Origin of the sequence: Streptomyces sp. 6N223 (assembly GCF_052246635.1) — a bacterium.
In the GTDB taxonomy this organism is placed as follows: Bacteria; Actinomycetota; Actinomycetes; order Streptomycetales; family Streptomycetaceae; genus Streptomyces.
Window position 1 is genome coordinate 12,364 of the sequence record NZ_JBQQCA010000019.1, and the last position, 26,553, is coordinate 38,916.

Annotated in this window: 24 protein-coding genes; 17 read left to right on the forward strand and 7 right to left on the reverse strand. The window is 74.0% G+C overall.

All coding sequences use genetic code 11. The features are described 5' to 3' along the window. The first annotated feature begins 298 nt into the window (after positions 1 to 298). Positions 299 to 2,425 (forward strand): DNA gyrase/topoisomerase IV subunit B, encoded by a 2,127-nt coding sequence (locus ACTWQH_RS14250; protein WP_443286876.1) that lies wholly within the window; start codon positions 299 to 301, stop codon positions 2,423 to 2,425. 13 nt (positions 2,426 to 2,438) lie between these two features. On the opposite strand, the gene ACTWQH_RS14255 is transcribed toward ACTWQH_RS14250, so the two are convergent. Beyond that, the gene (locus tag ACTWQH_RS14255; RefSeq protein WP_443286877.1) at positions 2,439 to 3,386 is read right to left on the reverse strand and encodes a sucrase ferredoxin; all 948 of its coding nucleotides are present in this window, start codon (positions 3,384 to 3,386) and stop codon (positions 2,439 to 2,441) included. Positions 3,387 to 3,479: 93 nt separating this feature from the next. Then, on the reverse strand, positions 3,480 to 5,927 hold the full coding sequence (locus ACTWQH_RS14260) for a DNA gyrase/topoisomerase IV subunit A (protein WP_443286878.1): 2,448 nt from the start codon (positions 5,925 to 5,927) through the stop codon (positions 3,480 to 3,482). A gap of 250 nt (positions 5,928 to 6,177) precedes the next feature. Here ACTWQH_RS14260 and ACTWQH_RS14265 point away from each other — a divergent pair, with 250 nt between their 5' ends. The 3 genes from ACTWQH_RS14265 (at position 6,178) to ACTWQH_RS14275 (ending at position 9,910) form a co-directional block, all read left to right on the forward strand. Next, positions 6,178 to 7,563, forward strand: a complete 1,386-nt coding sequence (locus tag ACTWQH_RS14265) for a M16 family metallopeptidase (protein ID WP_443286879.1) — start codon at positions 6,178 to 6,180, stop codon at positions 7,561 to 7,563. 83 nt (positions 7,564 to 7,646) lie between these two features. Continuing rightward, positions 7,647 to 9,014 (forward strand): M16 family metallopeptidase, encoded by a 1,368-nt coding sequence (locus ACTWQH_RS14270; RefSeq protein WP_443286958.1) that lies wholly within the window; start codon positions 7,647 to 7,649, stop codon positions 9,012 to 9,014. A 218-nt stretch (positions 9,015 to 9,232) separates the two neighbouring features. Continuing rightward, the gene (locus ACTWQH_RS14275) at positions 9,233 to 9,910 is read left to right on the forward strand and encodes a GntR family transcriptional regulator (protein WP_443286880.1); all 678 of its coding nucleotides are present in this window, start codon (positions 9,233 to 9,235) and stop codon (positions 9,908 to 9,910) included. Between the two features lie 101 nt (positions 9,911 to 10,011). Here the strand turns inward: ACTWQH_RS14275 and ACTWQH_RS14280 are convergent, their stop codons facing one another. After that, complete coding sequence (locus ACTWQH_RS14280; protein WP_443286881.1) at positions 10,012 to 10,293, reverse strand: HPr family phosphocarrier protein; 282 nt, start codon at positions 10,291 to 10,293, stop codon at positions 10,012 to 10,014. 99 nt (positions 10,294 to 10,392) lie between these two features. Here ACTWQH_RS14280 and ACTWQH_RS14285 point away from each other — a divergent pair, with 99 nt between their 5' ends. The 4 genes from ACTWQH_RS14285 (at position 10,393) to ACTWQH_RS14300 (ending at position 15,647) form a co-directional block, all read left to right on the forward strand. Further along, positions 10,393 to 12,861 (forward strand): GNAT family N-acetyltransferase, encoded by a 2,469-nt coding sequence (locus ACTWQH_RS14285; RefSeq protein ID WP_443286882.1) that lies wholly within the window; start codon positions 10,393 to 10,395, stop codon positions 12,859 to 12,861. Positions 12,862 to 13,043: 182 nt separating this feature from the next. Then, a complete protein-coding gene (locus ACTWQH_RS14290; protein ID WP_443286883.1) occupies positions 13,044 to 13,643 on the forward strand; it encodes a DUF5998 family protein in 600 nt (199 codons plus the stop codon). Then, the gene (locus ACTWQH_RS14295) at positions 13,640 to 14,917 is read left to right on the forward strand and encodes an alkaline phosphatase family protein (RefSeq protein ID WP_443286884.1); all 1,278 of its coding nucleotides are present in this window, start codon (positions 13,640 to 13,642) and stop codon (positions 14,915 to 14,917) included. The genes ACTWQH_RS14290 and ACTWQH_RS14295 overlap by 4 nt, the downstream gene beginning before the upstream one ends. A gap of 25 nt (positions 14,918 to 14,942) precedes the next feature. Continuing rightward, entirely contained in the window at positions 14,943 to 15,647 is a 705-nt protein-coding gene (locus ACTWQH_RS14300; protein WP_443286885.1) for a thymidine kinase, read from the forward strand. Positions 15,648 to 15,657: 10 nt separating this feature from the next. Here ACTWQH_RS14300 and ACTWQH_RS14305 read toward each other — a convergent pair whose 3' ends face one another. Further along, on the reverse strand, positions 15,658 to 16,386 hold the full coding sequence (locus ACTWQH_RS14305) for a VOC family protein (RefSeq protein ID WP_443286959.1): 729 nt from the start codon (positions 16,384 to 16,386) through the stop codon (positions 15,658 to 15,660). 134 nt (positions 16,387 to 16,520) lie between these two features. Here ACTWQH_RS14305 and ACTWQH_RS14310 point away from each other — a divergent pair, with 134 nt between their 5' ends. Beyond that, the gene (locus ACTWQH_RS14310; protein WP_443286886.1) at positions 16,521 to 17,372 is read left to right on the forward strand and encodes a sulfurtransferase; all 852 of its coding nucleotides are present in this window, start codon (positions 16,521 to 16,523) and stop codon (positions 17,370 to 17,372) included. 57 nt (positions 17,373 to 17,429) lie between these two features. On the opposite strand, the gene sepH is transcribed toward ACTWQH_RS14310, so the two are convergent. Further along, a complete protein-coding gene (gene sepH, locus ACTWQH_RS14315; RefSeq protein WP_443286887.1) occupies positions 17,430 to 18,506 on the reverse strand; it encodes a septation protein SepH in 1,077 nt (358 codons plus the stop codon). Between the two features lie 521 nt (positions 18,507 to 19,027). Between sepH and ACTWQH_RS14320 the strand changes: the two genes are divergently transcribed. Both ACTWQH_RS14320 and ACTWQH_RS14325 read left to right on the forward strand, forming a co-directional pair. Continuing rightward, positions 19,028 to 20,170 (forward strand): ferrochelatase, encoded by a 1,143-nt coding sequence (locus ACTWQH_RS14320; protein ID WP_443286888.1) that lies wholly within the window; start codon positions 19,028 to 19,030, stop codon positions 20,168 to 20,170. A gap of 42 nt (positions 20,171 to 20,212) precedes the next feature. Continuing rightward, a complete protein-coding gene (locus ACTWQH_RS14325) occupies positions 20,213 to 21,043 on the forward strand; it encodes an inositol monophosphatase family protein (RefSeq protein ID WP_443286889.1) in 831 nt (276 codons plus the stop codon). A 106-nt stretch (positions 21,044 to 21,149) separates the two neighbouring features. Here ACTWQH_RS14325 and ACTWQH_RS14330 read toward each other — a convergent pair whose 3' ends face one another. Further along, on the reverse strand, positions 21,150 to 21,332 hold the full coding sequence (locus ACTWQH_RS14330) for a hypothetical protein (RefSeq protein WP_443286890.1): 183 nt from the start codon (positions 21,330 to 21,332) through the stop codon (positions 21,150 to 21,152). A gap of 338 nt (positions 21,333 to 21,670) precedes the next feature. On the opposite strand from ACTWQH_RS14330, the gene ACTWQH_RS14335 reads away from it, so the two are divergent. From ACTWQH_RS14335 to ACTWQH_RS14345, 3 genes are all read left to right on the forward strand, one after another. Next, positions 21,671 to 22,324, forward strand: coding sequence for a response regulator transcription factor (locus ACTWQH_RS14335; protein ID WP_443286891.1), 654 nt, complete (start codon positions 21,671 to 21,673; stop codon positions 22,322 to 22,324). A gap of 4 nt (positions 22,325 to 22,328) precedes the next feature. Continuing rightward, positions 22,329 to 23,627, forward strand: coding sequence for a sensor histidine kinase (locus ACTWQH_RS14340; RefSeq protein WP_443286892.1), 1,299 nt, complete (start codon positions 22,329 to 22,331; stop codon positions 23,625 to 23,627). 293 nt (positions 23,628 to 23,920) lie between these two features. Beyond that, complete coding sequence (locus ACTWQH_RS14345; protein ID WP_443286893.1) at positions 23,921 to 24,220, forward strand: DUF4193 domain-containing protein; 300 nt, start codon at positions 23,921 to 23,923, stop codon at positions 24,218 to 24,220. 26 nt (positions 24,221 to 24,246) lie between these two features. Here ACTWQH_RS14345 and ACTWQH_RS14350 read toward each other — a convergent pair whose 3' ends face one another. Then, the gene (locus tag ACTWQH_RS14350) at positions 24,247 to 24,747 is read right to left on the reverse strand and encodes a DUF3093 domain-containing protein (protein ID WP_443286894.1); all 501 of its coding nucleotides are present in this window, start codon (positions 24,745 to 24,747) and stop codon (positions 24,247 to 24,249) included. A 108-nt stretch (positions 24,748 to 24,855) separates the two neighbouring features. Here ACTWQH_RS14350 and dut point away from each other — a divergent pair, with 108 nt between their 5' ends. From dut to ACTWQH_RS14365, 3 genes are read left to right on the forward strand one after another with little or no spacing between them, the layout of a single operon-like run. After that, entirely contained in the window at positions 24,856 to 25,386 is a 531-nt protein-coding gene (dut, locus tag ACTWQH_RS14355; RefSeq protein WP_443286960.1) for a dUTP diphosphatase, read from the forward strand. Between the two features lies 1 nt (position 25,387). After that, positions 25,388 to 26,161 (forward strand): DUF3710 domain-containing protein, encoded by a 774-nt coding sequence (locus tag ACTWQH_RS14360; RefSeq protein WP_443286895.1) that lies wholly within the window; start codon positions 25,388 to 25,390, stop codon positions 26,159 to 26,161. Between the two features lie 56 nt (positions 26,162 to 26,217). Continuing rightward, on the forward strand, positions 26,218 to 26,508 hold the full coding sequence (locus ACTWQH_RS14365; protein ID WP_443286896.1) for a DUF6343 family protein: 291 nt from the start codon (positions 26,218 to 26,220) through the stop codon (positions 26,506 to 26,508). The last annotated feature ends 45 nt before the right edge of the window (positions 26,509 to 26,553 follow it).

Sequence of the window (26,553 nt, forward strand, 5' to 3'; positions counted from 1 at the left end):
TGGCTGGTCGCTGCCGGGTGGCGGCGAATGAGCCGATTGCAGTGGTTTGTGATGTTGGTCGTTGCCGATCCTGCCTTTGTTCAGGAGGACGTGCCCGGAGCTTAAATGGTTCATGCCTCGAAGGGAACGTGATGTACGCGTCAGGCGTGTACATTATCGAACGCATGAGCGAGCCTGGGTTAGGCTGGATACTCTCCTGGGTGGCTGCACATCCGCTCAACGCAGCCTCGGTACGCTCTGAGCGGCACCCTGCCACCGGGCTCGCCACCGGAACAGAATTCAGCGAGGAGCGAACTGCGTGACCGCCGACACGTCCGTGCCATCCGCCTCACTGCTCACAGGAACCGACGCCGGGGGCAACTACACCGCGCGGCACCTTCTGGTTCTGGAGGGTCTGGAGGCGGTCCGCAAGCGCCCCGGCATGTACATCGGGTCCACGGACAGCCGCGGGCTGATGCACTGCCTGTGGGAGATCATCGACAACGCCGTCGACGAGGCGCTGGGCGGCCACTGCGACCACATCGAGGTCGTCCTCCACGACGACGGCTCCGTCGAGGTCCGGGACAACGGCCGCGGCATCCCCGTCGACGTCGAGCCGAAGACGGGCCTGTCCGGCGTGGAGGTCGTCATGACCAAGCTGCACGCCGGCGGGAAGTTCGGCGGCGGCTCCTACGCCGCGTCCGGCGGCCTCCACGGCGTCGGCGCCTCCGTCGTCAACGCCCTCTCCTCTCGCATGGACGTCGAGGTCGACCGGGCCGGCCGCACCCACAGCATCAGCTTCCGCCGCGGCACCCCCGGCATCTTCACCGAGTCCGGCCCGGACGCCCCCTTCGACCCCGCCAGCGGCCTGCTCAAGGGCAGGAAGATCCCCAAGACCCGCACCGGCACCCGCGTGCGCTTCTGGGCGGACCGGCAGATCTTCCTCAAGGACGCCCGTCTGAACCTGGAGCACCTCCAGGCCCGCGCCCGGCAGACCGCCTTCCTCGTGCCCGGCCTCACCCTCGTCATCCGCGACGAGCGCGGCCTGGACGGCGCCGAGGCGGCGAAGCCCGTGGAGGAGGTCTTCCGCTTCGACGGCGGCATCAGCGAGTTCTGCGAGTACCTGGCGAGCGACAAGCCCGTCTGCGACGTGATGCGGCTCACCGGCCAGGGCACGTTCAAGGAGACCGTTCCGGTCCTCGACAGCCGGGGCCACATGATCCCCACCGAGGTCAAGCGCGACCTCGACGTCGACATCGCGCTGCGCTGGGGCACCGGGTACGACACGACGCTGCGCTCCTTCGTCAACATCATCGCCACCCCCAAGGGCGGCACGCACGTGGCGGGCTTCGAGCGTGCCCTGCGCACCACCGTCAACGAGGTGCTGCGCTCGACGAAGCTGCTGCGCGTCGCCGAGGACGACATCCTCAAGGACGACGCACTTGAGGGCCTCACCGCCGTCGTCACCGTCCGGCTGGCCGAGCCGCAGTTCGAGGGCCAGACCAAGGAAGTCCTCGGCACGGCCGCCGCCTCCCGGATCGTCTCGCAGGTGGTGGCCCGCGAGCTCAAGGCGTTCCTGACCTCCACCAAGCGCGACGCCAAGCAGCAGTCCCGCGCCGTCCTGGAGAAGGTCGTCGCCGCCGCCCGCACCCGGATCGCGGCCCGGCAGCACAAGGAGGCCCAGCGCCGCAAGAGCGCCCTGGAGTCCTCGGCCCTGCCGGCGAAGCTCGCCGACTGCCGCAGCGACGACGTGGACCGCAGCGAGCTGTTCATCGTCGAGGGCGACAGCGCGCTCGGCACCGCCAAGCTGGCGCGGAACTCCGAGTTCCAGGCGTTGCTGCCGATCCGCGGCAAGATCCTCAACGTCCAGAAGTCGTCCGTCTCCGACATGCTGAAGAACGCCGAGTGCAGCGCGATCATCCAGGTGATAGGGGCCGGCTCGGGGCGGACCTTCGACATCGACCAGGCGCGGTACGGCAAGGTCATCTTCCTCGCCGACGCCGACGTCGACGGGGCCCACATCCGCACCCTGCTGCTGACGCTCTTCCAGCGCTACATGCGGCCCATGGTCGAGCAGGGACGCGTCTTCTCCGCCGTCCCGCCGCTGCACCGCATCGAGCTCAGCAACCCCGGCAAGGGCCGGGAGAAGTACATCTACACGTACTCCGACAACGAGCTGCGGGAGACGCTCCTCGACCTCAAGCAGCGCGGCGTCCGCTACAAGGACGCCATCCAGCGCTACAAGGGCCTGGGCGAGATGGACGCCGACCAGCTCGCCGAGACGACGATGGACCCGCGCAAGCGCACCCTGCGCCGCATCAACATCAGCGACCTGGACGCCGCCGAGACGGTCTTCAGCCTCCTGATGGGGAACGAGGTGGCCCCGCGCCGCGAGTTCATCACCAGCTCGGCCGCCTCGCTGGACCGCTCCCGCATCGACACCTGAGGGTGACCCCGCCTCACCGCAGCGCGTCGATGCCGGTGACGGTCAGCACCGGCTGCGGCTCCGGCGCGGCGTCGCAGCTCGCGGGGAGCGCCGCGCCGGTGGTGCGCCGGTCGACCGCGGCCCGCCACCGCCGGCCGTCGGCGTGATCGACGGTGACGGTGCCCGTGGTGCCGTCGAACGCCGACACCGCGAGCGCGTCGGCGTCCCGCTCGCCCACGAGCGCGCGCACCGCCAGCTCCGCCGCCTGGCCCGTGCGGTCCCAGGAGGAGCGGCCACGGCAGTTGCCCAGGACGACGCGGCCGTCCCGCAGCTCCTCCAGCACGCCCTTGACGGCGACGGCCGTCATCCGGCCGTAGGCGTACCCGTGCGGCAGCACCAGCAGGGTGGGGGAGAAGCGGTGGCCGCCGAGGGGGGTGATCTCCCAGACCTCCGCGCCGCCCGAGGCGGCGAGCTCGGCGGCCAGCGGGCGGCCGCGCAGCGCGCAGCAGCGGTCCCGCCGCCCGTTGGTGCACACCAGCGCCAGCGGCTCGCCGGCGTACGGCTCCCACAGCCCGCCGTGCTCCCCGGCGCCCAGCCGCCCGAGGTCCAGGTCGCGCAGGGCCGGCAACGCCTCCGGGCCGGCCAGCGCCACGGTGCGGATCCAGGCGCGACCCGGCGCGGTGTGGGCGGCGAAGACCCGCCGGGGCGCGCCGGACCGCCCGGCGTCGTCGGGTAGGGGGGCACCTCCCGGGGCCCGGAGGGCCCGGGGGAGTCCCGGGCGGCGGATCAGCGCGACGCGGACACCGGTGCCGTCGGCCGCCGCGCGCAGGGACTCGCCCAGCGCGCCGTCCAGATGGCTCTCCATGAGCGCCTCGTGTCCCCACGGCCCCGGCTGCTCGATCAGCAGCCACGTCCGGGCGGTCGCCGCCGTCCCGGCGAGGGGCTCCGACCCGGCCAGGGAGAGGGCCGCACAGCTGCTCACGAAGGCAACCCTAACCTCACCCGTCCCACCCGGCACGGCGGGAGCCGCCCCGCCCAGCGCCGGGCGGGGCGGGCAGGGCGGGCCGCCGGGGCGTTACGCCGGGCCGGCGACCACCGCCACCGCCTTGGCCAGCGGCGTGCCCGAGCCGTCGCGGCGCGGGTCGGCGGTGGGCAGCTCCACGGGCGCACCGGTCCGCGTCGCCGCCCTGGCCGGCGCGGGCCCGGCCCAGGCCAGCGTCAGGTGGTCCTCACCCTTCAGGAACCGCTGGCACCGCACGCCGCCGGTGGCCCGGCCCTTGCGCGGGAACTGGTCGAAGGGCGTCAGCTTGGAGGTGCCCAGCGAGTCGTCCAGCGTGCCGCTGCCGCCCGCGCAGGTGAACACCAGCGCCTCGCCGGCCGGGTCGACGGCCGTGAAGGAGATCACCCGCGCCCCGGCGCCGAGCTTGATCCCCGCCATGCCGCCCGCCTGCCGCCCCTGCGGCCGGACCTGTGAGGCCGGATACCGCAACAGCTGGGCGTCGCTGGTGATGAAGACCAGGTCCTCCTCGCCGGTGCGCAGCTCGGCCGCGCCCACGATCCGGTCGCCCTCCTTGAGGGTGATGACCTCCAGCTCCTCCTTGTTCGCCCGGTAGTCCGGCACCACCCGCTTGACCACGCCAAGCTCGGTGCCGACGGCCAGCCCGGGGGAGGACTCGTCCAGCGTCGTGAGGCACACCACCCGCTCGCCGGGCTCCAGCGACAGGAACTCCGACAGCTGGGCGCCGCCCGCCAGGTTCGGCGCCGTGGCCGTCGGGGGCAGCTGCGGCAGGTCGATCACGGAGAGCCGCAGCAGCCGTCCTGTGGAGGTCACCGCGCCGACCTCGCCCCGGGTCGTGGAGGGCACCGCCGAGACCACCACGTCGTGCTTCACGCGCCGCGCCTGCTGGTCGAACGCCGCCTGGCCGTCCGCCGTGCGCGCCAGCAGCCCGGTGGAGGACAGCAGCACCCGGCACGGGTCGTCGGAGACCTGGAGCGGCACCGCCTCGACGGGCGCGTCCTCGGTCTCCGCCAGCACCGTCCGCCGCGGCGTGGCGTACTTCTTCGCGACCTGCGCCAGCTCGCCGGAGACCATCTTGCGCAGCTCGGCGTCCGACTCCAGGATCCGGCTCAGCTCGGCGATCTCCGCCTCCAGCCGCTCGCGCTCCGCCTCCAGCTCCAGGCGGTCGAACCGCGTCAGCCGCCGCAGCGGGGTGTCGAGGATGTACTGGGTCTGGATCTCCGACAGCGAGAACCGCTCGATCAGCGCCTCCTTGGCCGCCGCCGCGTTGTCGCTGGAGCGGATGACGCTGATGACCTCGTCGATGTCGAGCAACGCCACCAGCAGGCCCTCGACCAGGTGCAGCCGGTCCCGGCGCCTGGCCCGCCGGAACTCGCTGCGCCGGCGCACCACCTCGAAGCGGTGGTCGACGTAGACCTCGAGCAGCTCCTTCAGACCCATCGTCAGCGGCTGGCCGTCCACCAGCGCCACGTTGTTGATGCCGAAGGACTCCTCCATGGGCGTCAGCTTGTAGAGCTGCGCCAGCACCGCCTCGGGGTTGAAGCCGTTCTTCACCTCGATGACCAGCCGCAGGCCGTGCTCGCGGTCGGTGAGGTCCTTGACGTCCGCGATGCCCTGCAGCCTCTTGGCGTTGACCAGGTCCTTGATCTTGGCGATCACCTTCTCGGGCCCGACCGTGAACGGCAACTCGGTCACCACCAGGCCCTGCCGCCGGGCGGTGACCTTCTCCACCGAGACCGTCGCCCGCATCCGGAAGGTGCCGCGCCCCGTCTCGTACGCCTCGCGGATGCCGCCCAGGCCCACGATCTGCCCGCCCGTCGGCAGGTCCGGGCCGGGCACGAAGCGCATCAGCGTCGCCAGGTCGGCGCCCGGGTGCCTGATCAGGTGGCGGGCGGCGGCGATCACCTCGCCCAGGTTGTGCGGCGGCATGTTCGTGGCCATGCCGACGGCGATGCCGCTGGAGCCGTTCACCAGCAGGTTCGGGTACGCCGCGGGCAGCGCCACCGGCTCCCGCTCGCTGCCGTCGTAGTTCGGCGCGAAGTCGACGGTGTCCTCGTCGATCGACTCCACCATCAGCCCGGCCGCCGGCGCCGAGCGGCACTCGGTGTACCGCATCGCGGCCGGCGGGTCGTCGTTCCCCAGCGAGCCGAAGTTCCCGTGGCCGTCGACCAGAGGGAGCCGCATGGAGAACGGCTGCGCCATGCGCACCAGGGCGTCGTAGATCGCCGTGTCGCCGTGCGGGTGCAGCTTTCCCATCACCTCGCCGACCACGCGGGCGCACTTGACGTACCCACGGTCAGGGCGCAGGCCCATGTCGTGCATCTGGTACAGGATCCGGCGGTGCACCGGCTTCATGCCGTCCCGGGCGTCGGGGAGTGCGCGGGAGTAGATCACCGAGTAGGCGTACTCCAGGAACGAGCCCTGCATCTCGTCGACGACGTCGACGTCGAGGATGCGTTCCTCGAAGTCGTCCGGCGGCGGTGTCTTCGTGCTGCGGCGGGCCATCGCGGCGGCGCTCCTTCACTGCGTGCGTGCCCGCGCCCTGTCCGGCGCGCGCGACGCGTGTGTGCTGATGCGTGCGGGGTGAGGTCTGGTGCTGTGACCATTGTGGACCGCCCCGCTGACAGTGCCGGCCCGCCTCCCGCCCCCGACCCCGGCCACGGAGCTGACCGGAACGTCGCTCACCATGGTTCACCTTGCATAAGGTGGCTGAGATCTTAAGATCTCCACGTCCGAGCGAAGGGACCTCACGCACATGGGCCACACGGCCGTCCCGCAGGATACCGCCGGCGGGCTCACCGCTACCGAACACAGGCTGGCCAACGGCCTCCGCGTGGTGCTCTCCGAGGACCATCAGACGCCCGTCGCCGCCGTCTGCCTCTGGTACGACGTCGGCTCACGTCACGAGGTCCCCGGTCGCACCGGCCTGGCGCACCTCTTCGAGCACCTGATGTTCCAGGGCTCCGCCCAGGTCAGCGGCAACGGCCACTTCGAGCTGGTCCAGGGTGCGGGCGGCTCCCTCAACGGCACCACCAGCTTCGAACGCACCAACTACTTCGAGACCATGCCCGCCCACCAGCTCGAACTCGCCCTGTGGCTGGAGGCGGACCGCATGGGCACCCTGCTGACCGCCCTGGACCAGGAGTCCCTGGACAACCAGCGCGACGTGGTGAAGAACGAACGCCGCCAGCGCTACGACAACGTCCCCTACGGCACCGCCTTCGAGCGACTGTCCGCCATGATCTACCCCGAGGGCCACCCCTACCACCACATCCCCATCGGTTCCATGGCCGACCTCGACGCCGCCTCCCTCGCCGACGCCCAGGACTTCTTCCGCACCTACTACGCCCCGAACAACGCCGTGCTCTCCGTCGTCGGCGACATCGACCCCGAGGAGACCCTCGGCTGGATCGACCGCTACTTCGGCTCCATCCCCTCCCACGACGGCAAGCGCCCCCCGCGCGACGGCACCCTGTCCGAGGTGATCGGCTCCCAGCTGCGCGAGGTCATCCGCGAGGACGTCCCGGCCCGCGCCCTCATGGCCGCCTACCGCCTGCCCCACGACGGCACCCGCGAGGCCGACGCCGCCGACCTGGCACTCACGGCGCTGGGCGGCGGCGAGTCGTCCCGGCTCCACAACCGCCTGGTGCGCCGCGACCGCACCGCCGTCGCCGCCGGCTTCGGCCTGCTGCGGCTGGCCGGGGCGCCCTCCCTGGGCTGGCTGGACGTGAAGACCTCCGGGGACGCCGGGATCGAGGAGATCGAGGCGGCCGTCGACGAGGAGCTGGCCCGCTTCGCCGAGGAGGGGCCGAGCCCGGAGGAGATGGAGCGCGCCCAGGCCCAGCTGGAGCGGGAGTGGCTCGACCGCCTCGCCACGGTCGGCGGCCGCGCCGACGAGCTGTGCAAGTACGCCGTGCTCTTCGGCGATCCGCAACTCGCGCTGTCCGCCGTGCGGCGGGTCCTGGACATCACGCGCGAGGAGGTGCGCGAGGTCGCCGCCGCCCGGCTGCGCCCGGACAACCGCGCGGTGCTCGTCTACGAGCCCGTCGAGCCGCCGGAGTCCGAGGACGCCGATGCCGCCCAGGACGCCGACGAGCCCGACGACGCCACCACCCTCGACGCGGAAGGGGCGGAGAAGTGACGGACACCACCTCCACCACCTCGATGACCACCTCCACCTCCACCACCGCCACCGCCACCGGACCCGTGCCGCCGCCGCCCGGCATGGTGCTCCACCCGCAGCCGTCCGCCGGCCGCCCCAGCCCCTGGGAGTTCCCCTCCCCGCAGCGCGGCGTCCTGCCCAACCGCCTGACCGTGCTGCGCAGCCACCGCCCCGGCCAGCGCGTCATCGCCGTCGAGGTCCACCTCACCGCCCCCCTGGCCGCCGAGCCCGCGAGCCAGGAGGGCGTGGCCACGATCATGGCGAGGGCGTTCTCCGAGGGCACCGACCGGCACAGCGCGGAGGAGTTCGCCGCCGAGCTGGAGCGCTGCGGCGCCACCCTCGACGCCCACGCCGACCACGCGGGCGTGCGCCTCTCGCTGGAGGTCCCGGCCTCCCGGCTGGCCCGCGCGCTGGGGCTGCTCGCCGACGCGCTGCGCGCCCCCGCCTTCGCCGAGAGCGAGGTCGACCGGCTGGTCCGCAACCGCCTGGACGAGATCCCCCACGAGCTGGCCAACCCCTCGCGGCGCGCGGCGATGGCGCTGTCCGCCGCGCTCTTCCCCGCCGCATCCCGGATGTCCCGGCCCCGCCAGGGCACCGCCGAGAGCGTCGAGCGCGTCGACGACAAGGCGGTGCGGGCGTTCTACGAGGCGCACATCAGGCCCGCCGCCGCCACCGCGGTCGTCGTCGGCGACCTGACCGGCATCGACCTGGACGCCGTCCTCGCCGACACCCTCGGCGCCTGGACCGGCGCCGCCGCCACCCCTCCCGCGTGGACGGCGGTCGACGCCGACGACACCGGCCGCGTCGTCATCGTCGACCGCCCGGGCTCCGTGCAGACGCAGGCGCTGATCGGCCGCACCGGCCCCGACCGGCACGACCCCGTCTGGGCCGCGCAGACCCTCGGCGTCTACTGCCTGGGCGGCACCATCACCTCGCGCCTGGACCGGGTGCTGCGGGAGGAGAAGGGCTACACCTACGGCGTGCGGGCCTTCGGCCAGGTGCTGCGCTCCAGCGCGGACGGCACCGGCCTGTCGCTGCTCGGCATCCGCGGCTCGGTCGCCACCGAGGTGACCGGCCCGGCGCTCGCCGACACCTGGCAGGTGCTGCGCACCCTCGCGGCCGAGGGCCTGACCGACGCCGAGCGCGACATCGCCGTGCAGAACCTCGTGGGTGTGGCCCCGCTGCGCTTCGAGACCGCCGCGGCGGTCGCCGGCACCCTCGCCGACCAGGTCGAGGAGGAGCTGCCCGACGACTACCAGGCTCGCCTGTACGCCCGGCTGGCCGAGACCGGCACGGTCGAGGCGTCCGCGGCCGCGGTGCGCGCCTTCCCCGAGGACCGGCTCGTGACCGTGCTCGTCGGCGACGCCGCGGCGATCGAGGGCCCGGTGAGGGAGCTGGGCATCGGCGAGGTGACGGTGATCGGCGGCTGAGACCGCCGCGCGACGGCGTACGCCCGCGTCCCGGCGTACGCCTCGCGCACCGCCGCCGCCCGCCCGGCGCGGGACGGCTTCACGCGGCGGCGGCTGAAAGACACCGTTGTTTTCAGGGCCGCTATCGGCATTCCCGCGTTTTTGCCATACAGTTCCGTCCAGTGACCCGCTAGTAATGCGGCAGGCTGACGTCGGCTATGGCAGTGGGGGTTTTGTTCATGCGTATCTCCGCGCACACGGTATGCACGGCGATCCGTGACGACATTGTGGCCGGCGTCCTGCCGCCCGGATCCCGGCTCGCCGAGGAGCAGCTCGCCCAGCGCTACGGCGTCTCCCGGGTCCCGGTGCGCGAGGCGCTGCGGACCCTGGAGTCCGAGGGCTTCGTCGTCTCCCGCCGCCACGCCGGCGCCTGCGTGGCCCAGCCGGGCGACCGGGAGGCCGCCGACCTGCTGGACATCAGGGCGCTGCTGGAGCCGCTGGGCGCGGCCCGCGCCGCCCAGCGCCGCACCGAGGCGCACCTGAAGGTGCTGCGCGGCCTGGTCAGGCTCGGCCGCCAGCGCGCGCTCCAGGGGCAGGAGGCGGACCTGCGCTCGCTGGGGGACTGGTTCCACGAGACCGTGGCGCAGGCCACCGGCAGCCCCGGGCTGACCGCCCTGCTGGTGCAGATCAGGCGCAAGATCACCTGGCTCTACGCCGGCGAGCCGGTCAGCCGTGCCGCCCAGCTGTGGCAGGAGCGAGGCGCGCTCGTGGACGCCATCGCCCGCGGCGACGCGGAGCGGGCCAGGGCGCTCGCCGCCGCCCAGCTGGAGCGGGCCACCCTGGCCCGGCGGCAGTTCCGCCCAGCTCCTGTGAGGACTCCGAAACCTGCCGTAAACACAGGGCGCGGCCAGATTTAACAGCGACCGTATACACCAGAGGTAAAGGGTCCCGAATTCGACCGCCGGTTTCCGTGCGGGAATTTCTGCTGCCCGGAATTCCCGCCCGCTCCCGGCGCATTTCACACCGTTTCCGGAAGCTCCTCGAGGCCCTCGGAAACCAGCTTCGCCAGCCGGTCGAGCTCCGCCTCGGCGTTCTCCGCCTCGGTCGACAGCACGACCTCGTCACCGCCCTCGGCGCCCAGGCTGAGCACCGCGAGCATCGAGGCGGCGTTGACCGGCGTGCCGTCCCCCTTCGCGATGGTCAGCGGGAAGCCGGCGGCCGTGGCGGCCCGTACGAAGATGGACGCGGGCCGGGCGTGCAGCCCCTCGGCCCAGCCGATGGTCACGCGGCGTTCAGCCATGGTCTTGCCCCTCGATCGTTCACTGCCTGGTTCCTCCGGCACGCGGCGGCGTGCGCACGCACCTCCCGCGCCGGCCACGCACAACCGTACGCTGAAGCCATGCGGACCACCGCCGAGTCTCCCTATCCGGCGCACTGGGAGGCCGACGTGGTGCTGCGCGACGGCGGCACGGCGCACATCCGGCCCATCACGCCGGACGACGCAGAGCGGCTGGTCCGCTTCTTCGAGCGGGTCTCCGCCGAGTCCAAGTACCACCGCTTCTTCGCGCCCTACCCCCGGCTCTCCGACCGCGACGTCCACCGCTTCACCCACCACGACTACGTGGACCGGGTGGGCCTGGCCGCCACCGTCGGCGGCGACTTCCTGGCCACCGTCCGCTACGACCGCATCGACGCCGGCGGCCGGGCCGCCACCGCGCCGGCCGACCACGCCGAGGTCGCCTTCCTCGTCCAGGACGCCCACCAGGGCCGGGGCATCGCCTCCACCCTGCTGGAGCACATCGCCGCCGTGGCCCGGGAGCGGGGCATCCGCCGCTTCGTCGCCGAGGTGCTGCCCGCCAACGCCCGCATGATCAAGGTGTTCACCGACGCCGGGTACGCGCAGCGGCGCAGCTTCGCCGACGGCACCGTCCACCTGACGCTCGACCTGGAGCCGACGGCGGAGTCCCTGGCCGTGATGCGCGCCCGCGAGCAGCGGGCCGAGGCCCGGTCCGTCGAGCGGCTGCTGGCGCCCCGCAGCGTCGCCGTCATCGGCGCGAGCCGCGAGGAGGGCGGCGTCGGCCGCGCGGTGCTCGCCGCCCTGCTGGAATGCGGCTTCAACGGCCCGGTCCACGCCGTGAACAGCGCCCTGCCGCCCGGGCGGGCCACGCTCGGCGGTGCCCCCGCCCACCGCTCGCTGCCGGAGATCGGCCAGCCCGTGGACCTCGCCGTGCTGGCCGTGCCCGCCCCGCGCGTCGGCCCACTCCTCGCCGAGTGCGCCGCCCAGGGCGTCACCGGCCTGGTGGTGCTGACCACCGGCCACACCCGCGACGAGCAGCGCGACCTGGTCCGCCGCGCCCGCTCGCTGGGCATGCGCATCGTCGGGCCCGGCGCGTTCGGGCTGATCAACACCGCGCCCACAATCCGGCTCAACGCCAGCCCCGCGCCCCGCATGCCGCGCCGCGGGCCGGTCGGGCTGTTCACGCAGTCCGCCGCGATCGGCATCGCGCTGCTGGACGAGCTGGAGCGGTGCGGCGCCGGCCTCTCCACCTTCGTCTCGGCCGGCAACCGCGCCGACGTCTCGGGCAACGACGTGCTCCAGTTCTGGTTCGACGACCCCGACACCCGCGTCGTCCTGATGTACCTGGAGTCCCTCGGCAACCCGCGGAAGTTCACCCGGCTCGCCCGCCGGGCCGCCGCCGCGGGCAAGCCCGTCGTCGTGGTGCGCGGCGGCCGGCACAGCGGCGGCGCGCCGCCGCACGGCCACGCCGTGCCGCCCGGCGGGCGCACGCCCGAGCCCACCATCTCCGCCCTGCTCGCCCAGGCGGGCGTGATCGAGGCCGACACCGCCACCGAACTCGTCGACGCCGCCCTGCTGCTGGCACACCAGCCGCTTCCCGACGGCCCCCGCGTCGCCGTCATCGGCAACGCCGAGGCCCTCGCGCTCGTCGCCCACGACGCCTGCCGCGCCCAGGGCCTGGACGCGCTGCCGGTGACCGCACTCGGCCCCGGGGCCGGGCCGGAGGAGTACGGCCGCGCGCTCGCCGACGCCCTCGCCGACCCCCGCGTGGACGCGGCCGTCGTCACCGCCGTGCCCGGGCAGGGCCCGGGCGGGGCACCCGGCGCGGGTGGCCTCGCGCAGGCGCTCCACGCCGCGGCAGCCGGCAAGCCCCTGGCCGTGGCCCACCTGGCCCTGGATGGCCTCGCCGAGGAGCTCGCCGCCCGCGGCATCCCCGCCTTCCCGTCGGCCGAGCGCGCGGCCCGCGCCCTGGCCCACGCCGCACGCCATGCCCACTGGCTGGCGCGCTCCACCGAGCCCGGCCGGGTCCCGGCGTACGCGGACATCGACGAGTCCGCCGCCCGCCGCGTCATCGAGGAGGCCATGCCGGAGCGCTCCGCGGCCGACCTCACCCCCGGGCAGGTCCGTGCCCTGCTCGCAGCCTACGGCGTCCCCGTCGAGCCGGGCCCCGCCGAGAGCGGCGGCGTGGACACCGTGGTGCGGGCCGAGGTCGACCCCGCCATCGGCGCCGTGCTCTCCTTCGGGCTGGCCGGCCCGCCCTCCGAACTCCTCGGCGACATCGCGCACCGGCTGCTGCCGCTGACCGACCGCGACGCCGCCGAGCTGGTGCGCTCCGTCCGCGCCGCCCCCATGCTCTTCGGCTGGCGCGGCGCCCGCCCCGTGGACACCGGCCGCCTCGAAGAACTGCTGCTGCGCCTCGGCAGGCTGGTAGAGGACCAGCCCGGGCTGGCCGCCGTCGAGCTGTCGCCCCTGACCGTCGCCCCCTCGGGCGCGTGCGTGCGGGCCGCCTCGGCGCGGGTGGCGCCGCCGCCCCGCACCGACCCGGGCCCCCGGCGGCTCCCGGCGTACTGACCGAGGGCTCGGCCGGGGACCCGACCGACGTCAACTGAGCATCGGTGGTGACTGGCCACCCCTTAGGATGGCCACGTGACTCCGCTCCCCGACCTGAAGGAAGGGGGCTTCCAACCCGGAGGTTGCGGTCCAGCCCGAACCGACCCCATTCGGGGCGGAAACAAACTACCAGAGCAGGGAAGATGGCGAAGACCGGTACGACGTCTCAGGGGCTCCAGGGACTGCGGGAGGCGATCGAGCGCAGCGGGTACTACCCGGCGCTCGTCGCCGAGGCGGTCGAGGCTGCCATCGGGCAGGAGACCGTCGTGTCGTACCTGGTGCACCAGGAGACCACCATCGACGGCAGCGAGGTGCGGCGGCACGCCTCGGTCCTCGTGCTGACCGGCACCCGCCTCATCGTCAGCCACACCGACGAGCAGGCCGCCGACGGCTCCTCCCCCGTGCCGTACGCCACGACGACGACCGAGTCCGTGAAGCTCGCGCGCATCTCCTCGGTCATGCTGAGCCGGGTCGTCGCCGACCCCCAGACGTACGAGCCGGGCACGCTGCCGCGCGAGGTGGTGCTCACCGTCGGCTGGGGCGCGGTCAACCGCATCGACATCGAGCCCCTCAGCTGCGGCGACCCCAACTGCGAGGCCGACCACGGGTACACCGGCTCCACCACCGCCGACGACCTCAGCCTGCGCATCAGCGAGGCGGGCGACCTGCCGGAGACCGTGCGGCAGGCGCTGGCGTTCGCCCAGGCGCTCTCCGAGGCGACGACGGCGGTGTCCGGCCTGTGACCGTGCCGCAGCCCGGAGGATGGGAGACGCCCCCGCCTCCGGCCCTGGCGCACGAATCCGCGCACGAGCCCGCTGCCCTCGACCCGCGAGGCGCCCCGGCGCCGCGCTACGGCTCGGCGTCCCTCGCCGACCTGCTGCCCGCCGTCGCCGCCGGGCTCGGCGTTCCCGGCCTCGGCCCCGGCGCCGGCTCCGGCCCTGGTTCCGGCCCCGCCTCCGGGCTCGTTCTCCCGCCGGCCGACCGGGTCTGCCTCTTCCTGGTCGACGGCCTCGGCTGGGACGCGCTGCGCGCCCACCCCGACGCCGCCCCCTTCCTCGCCTCGCTGCTGCCCACGTCCGTCGCCGGCAGCGGCGCCCCCCTCACCGCGGGCTTCCCCTCGACCACCGCGACCTCCCTCGCCTCGGTCGGCACCGGCCTGCCCCCGGCCGCCCACGGCCTGGCCGGGTACGCCGTGCTCGACCCGGCCACCGGCGAGCTGATGAACCAGCTCCGCTGGGAGCCGTGGACCGAGCCGAGCCTCTGGCAGCCCCACCCCACGGTCTTCCGCCTCGCCCGCGCCGCCGGCGTGGCGACCAGCGTCGTCTCCGCCCCGCAGTTCGAGAACACGCCGCTCACCCAGGCCGCCCTCTCCGGTGGTCTCTTCCTCGGCCGCCTCGACGCGGGCGAGCGGATGGACGCCGCCGCCCGGCAGCTCGCCGCCGCCGACCGCGCCCTGGTCTACACGTACTACGCCGAGCTGGACTCGGCCGGCCACCGCTTCGGCGTCGACTCCGAGGCGTGGCGCGCCGAACTGCGGTTCGTCGACGGCCTCGCCCGGCGGCTGGCCGAGCAGCTCCCGCCGCGCTCCGCGCTGTACGTCACGGCCGACCACGGCATGGTCGACGTGCCGGCCACGCCCGAGGCCCGGTTCGACTTCGACGAGGACTGGGAGCTGCGCGCCGGGGTCGCGCGCCTCGGCGGCGAGCCCCGCGCCCGCCACGTGTACGCCGTCCCCGGCGCCGCTGGGGACGTGTACGCCGTGTGGCGCGAGGTGCTGGCCGGCCACGCCTGGGTGGTCACCCGGGACGAGGCCGTCGAGCTGGGCTGGTTCGGGCCGCCGGGCGCGGGCGTCGAGCCGCGCGTGCGGGGCCGGATAGGCGACGTGGTGGTGGCGATGACCGGCGTCTCCGGCGTCGTGGCCACCACCACCGAGCGCAAGGAGTCCGCGCTGATCGGCATGCACGGCTCGGTGACCCCCGCCGAGCAGCTCGTGCCGCTCCTCGAAGTACGCACCTGACGCACCTGACCGGGAGCGAAGTCCCTTGGCTGAACTCGCCTTCTTCTCCGGCACCATGGACTGCGGGAAGAGCACCCTCGCCCTCCAGATCCGGCACAACCGCTCGGCGCGCGGCCTGCAGGGCATGATCTTCACCCGCAACGACCGGGCGGGGGAGGGCAGGCTCTCCTCTCGCCTCGGGCTGGTCACCGAGGCCATCGAGGCGGACGAGCGCTTCGACTTCCACGCCCACCTCGTCAAGCACCTCACCGCCGGCGGCCGGGTGGACTACGTCATCGCCGACGAGGCGCAGTTCCTCTCGCCGCGCCAGGTCGACCAGCTCGCGCGGGTCGTGGACGACCTGGGCATCGACGTCTTCGCCTTCGGCATCACCACCGACTTCCGTACGCGGCTCTTTCCCGGCTCCCAGCGGCTGATCGAGCTGGCCGACCGGGTGGAGACCCTCCAGGTCGAGTCGCTGTGCTGGTGCGGCGCCCGCGCCACGCACAACGCGCGCACCGTCGGCGGCCGGATGGTGGTGGAGGGCGCGCAGGTCGTCGTCGGCGACGTCGGCGGGGCCGAGACCGGGTACGAGGTGCTGTGCCGCCGCCACCACCGGCGCCGCCTGACCGCCGCCGCGGCGGCGGGCGCCGGCCCGCTGTCGCAGGACGTCCTGCCCACGGACGGCGTTCCCGGCCAGGGGCGGCACGAGGGCGCGGCCGAGGCGGCGGACGCCGCGCCCCAGGTCTAGCTCCCGCGGTCTAGCTCCTGCGCGGGCGGACCAGGCCGAAGGGCGCGCCCTCCGGGTCCGCGAGCCACGCCAGCCTGCCGAACGGCGTGGTCTCCGGCGCCCGGACCAGCCGCGCGCCCAGCTCCTCGGCCCGCCGCACCGTGTCGTCCACCTCCGCCACCGAGAAGTACGGCAGCCAGTGCTGCCCCAGCTCGCGCGGCAACGCCGCCCCCACGCCCCGGATCCCGGCGACGGGCCGCCCGGCGAGGCGCAGCACCAGGTAGTCGGCGTCCCCGGGCAGCGCGGGCTCCGGCACCGCCTCGTAGCCGAAGACCATGGTGTAGAACTTGCTGACCAGCGAGGTCTCCACCGTGATCAGCTCGTTCCACAGCGGCACGCCGAGGGCCGTCCCCAGCGGCGTACGCCGTCCCCGGCCGCCCTGCCACAGGCCGAACGCCGCGCCGCACACGTCGGCCGCGATCGCCAGCCGCCCCACGCCCTCCACGTCGAGCGGGCCCACCGCGAGCGTGCCGCCGCAGTCCCGGATCATGGCTGCGGCGTCGTCGGCGTCGTCGGTGGCGATGTACGGCAGCCAGGCCACCACCCGGCTCGCGCCCGGCGCGACCTCGCCCAGGCCCGCGACCTGCCGGCCGTGGCAGCGCGCGCGCACGTACGGACCCAGCCGCTGCGGGCCCTCCTCGTACTCCCAGCCGAAGAGCCCCTGGTAGAAACGCCGGCTCTCGGCCAGGTCGCACGCCATCAGGCTCACCCACCGGGGCGTGCCAGCGGTGGGCAAAGGCGCTGCCTCGGTCATCTTCGTCTCCCGGTGCCTACCTCCGAGTGTCCTCCCGACCCCGCGCCGCCGGAAGGATCCGGGCGGCGAGAATGGTGCGCATGACTCCCGCCCTCACCCCGATCATCTCGGCGGCCGACCTCGCCACGCTCCTCGGCCCGGCGTCCCCGCCCGCGGACCGGCCCGTCCTGCTCGACGTGCGCTGGGAGCTGGGCGGCCCACCCGGCGAGCCGGCGTACGCCGCGGGGCACCTGCCCGGCGCGGTCTACGTGGACCTCGACCGCGAGCTGGCCGCCCCGCCCGGCCCCGCCGGCCGGCACCCCCTGCCCGATCCGGAGGCCTTCGGCGCCGCCATGCGCCGCGCCGGCGTACGCCGTGACCGCCCGGTCGTGGCGTACGACGGCGGCCACGGCTGGGCCGCGGCGCGCGCCTGGTGGCTGCTGCGCTGGGCGGGCCACGAGCGGGTGCGGGTGCTCGACGGCGGGCTCGCGGCCTGGCACGGCGAGCTGAGAACGGCGACGCCCACGCCGCCCGAGGGCGACTTCGTGCCCCGGCCGGGCGCGCTGCCGGTGCTCGACGCCGAGGGGGCGGCCGCGCTGGCCCGGCGCGGGGTGCTGCTGGACGCGAGGGCGGGAGAGCGCTACCGGGGCGAGGTGGAGCCGATCGACCCGGTCGGCGGCCACATCCCCGGCGCGGTCTCGGCCCCGACCACGGAGAACCTCGGCCCCGGCGGCCTGCTGCGCCCCGTCGAGGCCCTGGCCGGCCGCTTCGCGGCGATCGGGGTGTCGCCCGGCACCGAGGTGGGCGTCTACTGCGGCTCCGGCGTCTCCGCGTCCCACGAGATCCTCGCCCTGGCCGCGACGGGCATCGACGCCGCCCTCTACGCCGGCTCCTGGAGCGAGTGGACCGCCACCCCCGGCCGCCCGGTCGCGACCGGCGAGCAGCCGGGCTGAGCCCCCTCCGGGCCTTCCGGCGCGGGCGCCGGGAGGCCCGGAGGCGTCATTCCCGCTTCATTCCTTCTTCTTCCGGCGCGTGCCGAAGACGATCTCGTCCCAGCTCGGCACGGCGGCGCGGCGGCCCGGTCGTACGCCGTCGGCCTCCGCCTGGCGGTCGGTGCTGCCCGTCAGCCGGTCCCGGTGGCCGGCGACCGTGCGCGGCATCAGCACGTCGGCGTAGGTGGACCCGGCGCTGGCTGCCGCCGTCCGCTGCTCCGAGGACGGGGACGGGGACTCGGCGGCCGTCTCCGCCTCCGCCGTCTCCTCGCCGGAGGCACTGGACGCGGGGGCTGCCGAGGCCGCCGAGGCTGCCGCGGGCGGGGACTGCTCCGGCACCACCAGGTCCCCACGGAAGCCGGGCATGGCCTCCAGGAGGCTGGTCAGCGAGTCGGCCTCGTTGTCGCGGCCCTCGCGCTCCGCGCGCCCCGCCGCGTGGCGGGGTGACGGCGGCTCGGGACGCTCGCCCTCCCGGGGCAGCCGGGCGATGCGCGGCACGAACGGCGTGGCGGGCTCGGGCGTGTCGTCCGTCTCGCCCAGCAGTTCGCGCGCCTCGTCGTCCACGGCCTGCACCAGCCGGCGCGGCGGGTCGTAGGTCCAGCTCGCCGAGTGCGTCTCGCCCGCGACCCGGTAGACCAGCAGCACCTCCCAGGTGCCGTCGTCCCGCCGCCAGGAGTCCCAGCGCACGGCGTCCTTCTCGGCGCCGCGCAGCATCAGCCGCTCCGCGACGGCGTCGCCGAGCTGCGGCCCCGCGCTCTCGCCGGGGCGCCGGATCGGCGTCTTGCGGGCCCGCTCGGCCATGAACGCCCGCTCCGCCAGCACCGGCCCCTCGAAGCGCCGCACCCGCTCCACCGGGATGCCGGCGAAGGAGGCGACCTCCTCGGCGGTCGCCCCCGCACGTATGCGCGCCTGGATGTCGCGCGGACGCAGGTGGTTCTCCACCTCGATCTCGATCTGCCCCAGGCGCGCCCGGTCGTTCCGGACGGCGGCGCGCAGGCGTTCGTCGATCGGAAGCGTGTATTCCGTGTTGTCGGCAGCCTTGAGCACCAGGCGTGTGCCGTCATTGCTCACGGCCACGACACGCAGTTCGGGCACGAGGACCTCCCGGATGGTGCCTGCCGACGTCACCTACGTCGCTGCTCCCGCTAGACGAGTGTGACCTGCCCGGGTGCAGCCTGCCACAACCTTGCTGACTTGCCCGGCGTGTCGGGCCATGGACTTGAACCGCCGTTATGGCACAGTCACCACTTTGCCACGCGAGGTGACCGGCGCGAGCGTTCGCACGTCACGCGGGCCGGACGGGGGACAAGGCCAGGAGTCGTCACACTACTGCATCGGGCCCTTCGGGGGTGGGGTGCCGCCGGTTGAAGTTCTCACGGAACAAGGGAGTTGGCCACACGATCCACCCACTCGCCACCCCGTAATGGGTGCAGAAGCGCCGAAAACGGGAACTATCGCGCCGTGGCGTATGACGCTTATGTGAGTGCGGTGCGGGAAGTGCGCGAATACCGGCAAACGGTGGAAAGCCGGGTGAGGATTTCGTCGGGCGCCGGCGCCCGCCCGCGGCGCCTCGGCCGCGCGCCGGGGCGAAACCGCGGGTGGCAGGATCTACAGGCATGGACCGCGTGACACACCCCGCCGCCCGCTCTCCTCGCCCGTACGACGCCCTGCTCCTGCTCTCCTTCGGCGGCCCCGAGGGCCCCGACGACGTGCTGCCGTTCCTGGAGAACGTCACGCGGGGACGCGGCATCCCGCGCGAGCGTCTCGCGGAGGTGGGGGCGCACTACCACCTCTTCGGCGGGGTGAGCCCGATCAACGCCCAGAACCGCAAGCTGCTCGACGCCCTGCGCGACGACCTCGCCGAGCAGGGCGTCGCGCTCCCGGTCTACTGGGGCAACCGCAACTGGGCCCCCTACCTCACCGACACCCTCCGCGAGATCGTGGCCGACGGCCGCCGCCGCGTCCTCACCCTGGTCACCAGCGCGTACGCCTCCTACTCCGGCTGCCGCCAGTACCGCGAGGACCTCGCGGCCGCCCTTGCCGCGCTGGAGCGCGAGGGGCTGCCGCTGCCGCGCGTGGACAAGCTGCGGGTGTACTTCAACCACCCCGGCTTCCTCACCACGGTGGCCGAGGGGGTGACCGCCGCCCTGGCCCAGCTCCCCGCCGGCGTGCGCGACGGGGCGCACCTGGCGTTCACCACCCACTCCATCCCCACCGCCGCCGCCGACACCTCGGGACCGCCCGCCGGTCACGGCCCGGGAGGGGCGTACGTCGCGCAGCACCTGGACGCCGCGGCGTTCGTCGCCGACGCGGTGCGAGGGACCACCGGCGTCGAACGCCCCTGGCGGCTGGTCTACCAGTCCCGCAGCGGCGCCCCCCACATCCCGTGGCTGGAACCCGACATCTGCGACCACCTCAGGTCGCTGCGCGACGCGGCGGCCCCCGCCGTCGTCATGGTGCCGATCGGATTCGTCTCCGACCACATGGAGGTGATCTACGACCTGGACACCGAGGCCCTGGACACCGCGCGCGAGATCGGGCTGCCCGCCGTCCGCTCGGCCACCGTCGGCGCCGACCCCCGCTTCGTGGCCGCGCTGCGCGAGCTGGTGCTGGAGCGGGCCGCCACCGAGCGCGGCGAGTCCCCGGAACGCCGCGCCCGGGGCGCGCTCGGACCCAGCCACGACGTCTGCCCGGCCGGCTGCTGCGCCGCCCGCACGCCGCGGCCCGCCGCCGCGGGCGCCGACAGCCCGTTCGCCTGACACCCCCGGACAGCCCGAGACACCGCCTGACAGGAGACCGACGTGCCCCGCGAACCCCGCGACGGCCAGCTCCCCGCCCAGCTCCTCGGCATCGCCCTGGAGGCCGCCGAGCGCGCCGGGCGGCTGCTGCGCGACGGCCGCCCGCCCGAGCTGGCGGTGACCGCCACCAAGACCAGCGCCATCGACGTCGTCACCGAGATGGACCTCGCCGCCGAGAAGCTGATCACCGGCTTCCTCGCCGAGCGCCGCCCCCACGACGGCGTGCTGGGCGAGGAAGGCGCCGCCAGCACCGGCACCAGCGGCGTGCGCTGGATCATCGACCCCCTCGACGGCACCGTGAACTACCTCTACGGGCTGCCGCAGTGGGCGGTGTCGATCGCCGCCGAGCTCGACGGCGAGGTGGTCGCCGGGGTGGTCGAGGCGCCGATGCGCGGCGAGACCTACCGGGCCGTGCGCGGCGGCGGCGCCCACCTGACCGCCGCGGGCGCCGCCCCCCAGCCGCTGCGCTGCCGCCCCGCCCCGCCGCTGGCGGAGGCGCTCATCGGCACCGGGTTCAACTACGTGGCCGCCGTCCGCGCCGCCCAGGCCGGCGTCGCCGCGCGCCTCATCCCGCAGGTGCGGGACATCCGCCGCTCCGGCTCGGCCGCCGTCGACCTGTGCGACGTGGCCGCCGGGCGGCTCGACGGCTTCTACGAACGCGGCCTGAACGCCTGGGACCTGGCCGCGGGCGCGCTGATCGCCCGCGAGGCGGGGGCGCGCACCGGCGGCCGCCCGGGCCGCTCCGCGGACGGCGAGCTCGCCATCGCGGCCAGCCCCGGCGTTTTCGGGGTGCTCCAGCCGCTCCTGGACGAGCTGGGCGCCTGGCACGACTGAGCGCGCCCGCTGTGCGCCCCGGCGCACCACACGACGCCACATGAAGCCACAAGAAGCCGCCCCCGGGGGAGAGGATCCCGGGGGCGGCGCGGGGTTTCGGGGAGTCTCAGACGGTCTGGACGCTTCCGGAGCCGACGTGCACGCCGTGTTCGGCGGCGAGTCGGCGCAGATCGTCCAGCTCGGCCTGCTCCACGTCCGCGGTGAACACATCGCCGGCTTCACGAGCGCGGTGCAGATCGGACTCGGTGTTCTTGATGCGCTGCAGGATCCCAGCGGTGAACGCGTCCAAGGTGCGCCCCCTCGTCGTTGGTCGGCGGCACTGGGGGGTGCCGGGGGTGGGTGGTGGGTGCGACCACGGCAACCCTGAGCTGGTCGGCAGCGTCTCGTGGCTTGCCGCCTACAAGGTGTGATCGCGGGTGTGAAGGGGTTCCTCCCCTGGGACCGGGACCCGGAAACCTCCGGGCAACAGAAAAACCGGCGGAAAAACTCCCCTGCTCCGGGGGCCATGGCCGCTTATCGCCGGTTTACCCGCGGGCAGGGCAGGATGGAGGGGGTTTCTCCTGCCCACCGTCACTCCGGACACACAGGAGAACACGACACACACGAGAACACGAGAGAGGACCAGACGTGCGCGTACTCGTCGTCGAGGACGAGCAGCTGCTCGCGGACGCCGTCGCCACCGGGCTGCGCCGCGAGGCGATGGCCGTCGACGTCGTCTACGACGGGGCCGCCGCCACCGAGCGCGTCGACCTCAACGACTACGACGTCGTCGTCCTCGACCGCGACCTGCCCGTCATCCACGGCGACGATGTCTGCCGCCACATAGTGGAGCTCGGCCGCGCCACCCGCGTCCTGATGCTCACCGCCTCCGGCGACGTCAGCGACCGCGTGGAGGGTCTGGAACTCGGCGCCGACGACTACCTGCCCAAGCCCTTCGCCTTCAGCGAGCTCGTCGCCCGCGTGCGCGCCCTGGGGCGCCGCGCCACCGCCCCGCTGCCGCCCGTCCTGGAGTGCGCCGGGATCCGCCTGGACCCCAACCGCCGCGAGGTCTTCCGGGACGAGCGGCAGGTCCATCTGGCGCCCAAGGAGTTCGCCGTGCTCGAGGTGCTGATGCGCGGCGCGGGCACCGTCGTCTCGGCCGAGCAGCTCCTGGAGAAGGCCTGGGACGAGAACACCGATCCCTTCACCAACGTCGTCCGCGTCACCGTGATGACGCTGCGCCGCAAGCTCGGGGACCCGCCGGTCATCACCACCGTGCCCGGCGCGGGCTACCGCATCTGAGCCGATGGCCGACGCAACGCACCCCACGCCGCCCCCGAGACCGGCCGCGCCGCCCCGCCCCGCGCGGCAGCCGTCCCGGCCACCGGTGACGCCGCCCAAGCCGGACTGGCCCCCGCAGCCCGAGCAGCCCCGCAGCTGGCTGCGCCCGACCATCCGCATCCGGCTGACCCTGCTGTACGGCGGGATGTTCCTGATCGCCGGCATGGTCCTGCTCACGATCATCTACCTGCTGGCGGCCCAGTCGCTCCAGCAGGGGAACGAGCCGACGTTCGAGCCCCGGGGCACGGTCCTGGTGCGGATCAACACCGACGTCTGCCAGCCCCTGCCGGCCGAGGTGCCGGGCGACGTGTTCAAGGAGTGGCTGGCCGACTGCACCGACAAACAGCGCGCCATCGCCCTCGACCACCTGCTGCGCCGCTCGCTGCTGGCCCTCCTCGGCATGGCCGTGGCCGCCTTCGCCTTCGGGTACGTGATGGCCGGCCGCGTGCTGGCGCCGCTGGGCCGCATCACCCGCACCGCCCGCCAGGTGGCCGGATCCGACCTGCACCGCCGCATCGAGCTGGACGGCCCGGACGACGAGCTGAAGGAGCTGGCCGACACCTTCGACGACATGCTCGACCGCCTCGATCGGGCGTTCACCGCGCAGCGGCGCTTCGTCGCCAACGCCTCGCACGAGCTGCGCACGCCCCTGGCGATCAACCGCACCCTGCTCGAGGTGCAGCTCTCCGACCCCAACGCCCCGCCCGAGCTGGTCCAGCTCGGGAACACCCTGCTGGCGACGAACGAGCGCAGCGAGCAGCTCGTGGAAGGCCTGCTGCTGCTGGCCCGCAGCGAGAACGAGATCGTGGACCGCAAGCCGGTGGACCTGGCCGAGGTGGCCGCGCAGGCCATCGAGCAGGTGCGGGGCGAGGCCCAGGCCCAGGACGTGGAGCTGCGCGGCGTGCGCCCGCCGGTGTACGTCCAGGGGAACGGGGTACTGCTGGAGCGCGTGGCACTCAACCTGGTGCAGAACGCCGTACGCTACAACGTCGCACGTGACGGATGGGTGCGGATCGACACCGAGGTCAGGCCGGGACAGGCCGTGCTCGTGGTGGAGAACACCGGGCCGCTCGTCCCGGCGTATGAGATCGATAATATGTTCGAGCCGTTTCGCCGGCTGCGCACGGAGCGTACCGGCAGCGAGAAGGGTGTGGGCCTCGGCCTGTCCATCGTCAGGTCCGTGGCGCGCGCCCATGGCGGAGGTGTGGTGGCCGAGCCGCGCGAGAGCGGCGGCCTTCTCGTCCGGGTGACGATTCCGGTCTGATCCCGTGCGTGGCCGCGGCCGGGCCATCACGATTCATGGAAGGATTCAGGTGTGATCAATCACATAGTCGCGGCCCGGTTTGCGGACGCGAGGCGGCCGTGACCGGGCATTTAGTCCCGATGCGGGCCGATCGGCAGCCGGAATGATCACCTCTTCAGGCGTTCGGTTGGGTGTCGATTGAGTAACACCACTTGATGTGAGGCAAAATCTCCGCCTCGGGTCGGGCACAAAGTCCGGCCCCCGCGCGTTACCTGCGCCGGAGACATCGCAGACACCCGGAGGGGGAGAACAGAATGGCAACGGATTACGACACTCCACGCAAGACCGACGATGATGTCAACGAGGACAGCATCGAGGAGCTGAAGGCCCGGCGGCAGGACAAGTCGGCGTCCACGGTCGATGTGGACGAGTTCGAGCAGGCGGAAGGGCTCGAGCTGCCCGGCGCGGACCTTTCCAACGAGGAGCTGTCCGTCCGGGTGCTGCCCCGGCAGGCCGACGAGTTCACGTGCATGAGCTGCTTCCTGGTGCACCACCGGTCGCAGCTCGCCGACGAGAAGGACGGCCAGCCGATCTGCCGCGACTGCGCGGCGTGAGGTTCCGCCCGGACCGGGGCCCAGCGTCAGCCCGCGTCCGGGCGGGCCGAGGTCAGCGCCTCGGCCAGCAGGGCGGGCTGCCGGGTCGACAAGTACAGGTACGGCGTCGGGTCCCGCGGGTCGGTCACCTCGACCCGCACCGCCGTCGGGATGTAGGCCCGCAGCAGCATGTGAGCCCGGGCATCCGCACGATGGGCGCGCCACGCGCGCGCCTCCTCGGCGTCGAGCGCCCGGGCCTCGCCCAGCGCGCTGAGCGGGATCCTGGCCTCACCGGCGACGAGCAGCCCGGCCGCCACGCGGATCCGGGCCGAGCCGTACGCGCTCAGCGCCACGCCGCACAGCGCCCCGCCGGCCGCCAGCCCCACCAGCAGCGCCACGGGCCCGAGCGGCAGCAGTGCCACGCCGATCAGGGCGACGCCCAGCAGCGCGACCGCCCACCAGGAGCGGGGCACGGTCAGCCGTTCGTCATACGCCCGCGCGGGGCCGTTCACGGGGTGGTTCACGGAGCTGTCGACGGAGCCGCTCATGGGGCAAGCATGACAGGCGGGCCGACGGCGGCGTGCGTCGGCGGTAGGGTCTGCATCGTGAGTGCCGAACGGGCCTCGTACGAGGCGGGAGACGAGGGGGAACACGCGGTGAACCGGGCCCCGGTGGACGTCCAGATCCGGCGGACGGATCCGTCGGTCCCCATCCCGTCCCGGGCCCATCCCGGTGACGCGGGCGTGGACCTGGTCACCACCGAGGCGGCCGTGCTGGCTCCCGGTGAACGCGCCGTGCTGCCCACGGGCGTCTCCATCGCGCTGCCCGACGGCTACGCGGCGTTCGTCCACCCCCGCTCCGGCCTGGCGGCCCGCTGCGGGGTGTCGATGGTGAACGCCCCGGGCACCATCGATGCCGGGTACCGTGGAGAGATCAAGGTCATCGTGATCAATCTGGATCCACGGGAGAGCGTGCGTTTCCAGCCGCTGGACCGGATCGCCCAGCTCGTCGTGCAGCAGGTGGAGACGGTGCGCTTTCACGAGGTCGCGGAGCTGCCGGCGTCGGCCAGGGCCGCGGGGGGTTTCGGCTCCACGGGCGGCCACGCTCACGTCGGCGCGCAGAACCCCTATGCTGCGGTCGGTTCCGGCGCGAGCACTGGCCGGATCGCCGACCGGAAAGGACAGTGACGTGTTCGGACGTCGTCGCAAGCGGAACGCGGACCGGGGGGACGCCGGGGCCGCGGTCGAGCCCACCGCCGAGGAGGCCCCGGACGAGGAAGAGGTGCGCCGGGTCAAGCTGGAGCCCGCGCCCCGGCCGGACGGGCCCTGGGACCTGAGCGAGGTCAGCAAGCCCGGCGAGGGCCGGGTCGACCTCGGCGGCCTGTTCGTCCCCGGCGTCTCCGGCATGGAGCTGCGCGTCGAGGTCGCCGGCGACGCGATCGTCGCCGCCACCGTGGTGGTCAAGGACAGCGCCATCCAGCTCCAGGCGTTCGCCGCGCCCAAGCGCGAGGGCATCTGGGGCGAGGTCCGCGAGGAGATCGCGGGCGGCATCACCCAGCAGGGCGGCGTGATCAACGAGATCGAGGGCCCCCTCGGCTGGGAGCTGCGGGCCCAGGTCCCGGTGCAGCTGCCGGACGGCAAGCGCGGGATGCAGGTCGTGCGCTTCGTCGGGGTGGACGGGCCGCGCTGGTTCCTGCGCGGCGTGATCTCCGGCCAGGGCGCGGTGAAGCCGGAGGCCGCCGGGCTGCTGGAGCAGATCTTCAAGGACACCGTGGTGGTCCGCGGCGACGACCCGATGGCCCCGCGCGACCCGATCACGCTGAAGCTTCCCGAGGACGCGCAGATGGTGCCCGACGGCGTGAAGAAGGAGCAGGCGCCGGCCGAGGAGGGCGCCCCCGTCTCCCGCTTCGCGGGCGGCCTGGACAAGCTGCGCCGGGGCCCGGAGATCACGGAGGTCCGCTAGCGCGGACAACCGGCAGCCGGTGCGTGGCGGGCCGGGACGGGGGTACCCGCGTCGACGTGCGACGCACCGGACGCTGGCGCCTGCGGCGGACCGGCACCGAGCCGGTCACCGCCTTCAGCGACCTGCGGCTGCGCATGCTGCTGTCCGTCATCTTCACGCCGGTCTTCGTGGTGGCGACGGTGCTGCTGTGCGTCTGGTGGCTCAACGCCGAGCCCGACGACCCCGTGGGCCGGGGCCCCCTCGGCGCCGCCGCCCTGATCTGCGCGGCGGCCTCCGTCGTCGCCGTCATCGACCTCGTCGTCGTCCGCCGCCGCCTGCGCGACGCCGGCCCCGGCGGCCGGCCCTAGCTGTTCTGGCCGCGGAGGTTGGTGACGGACGCCACGGCTGAGCAC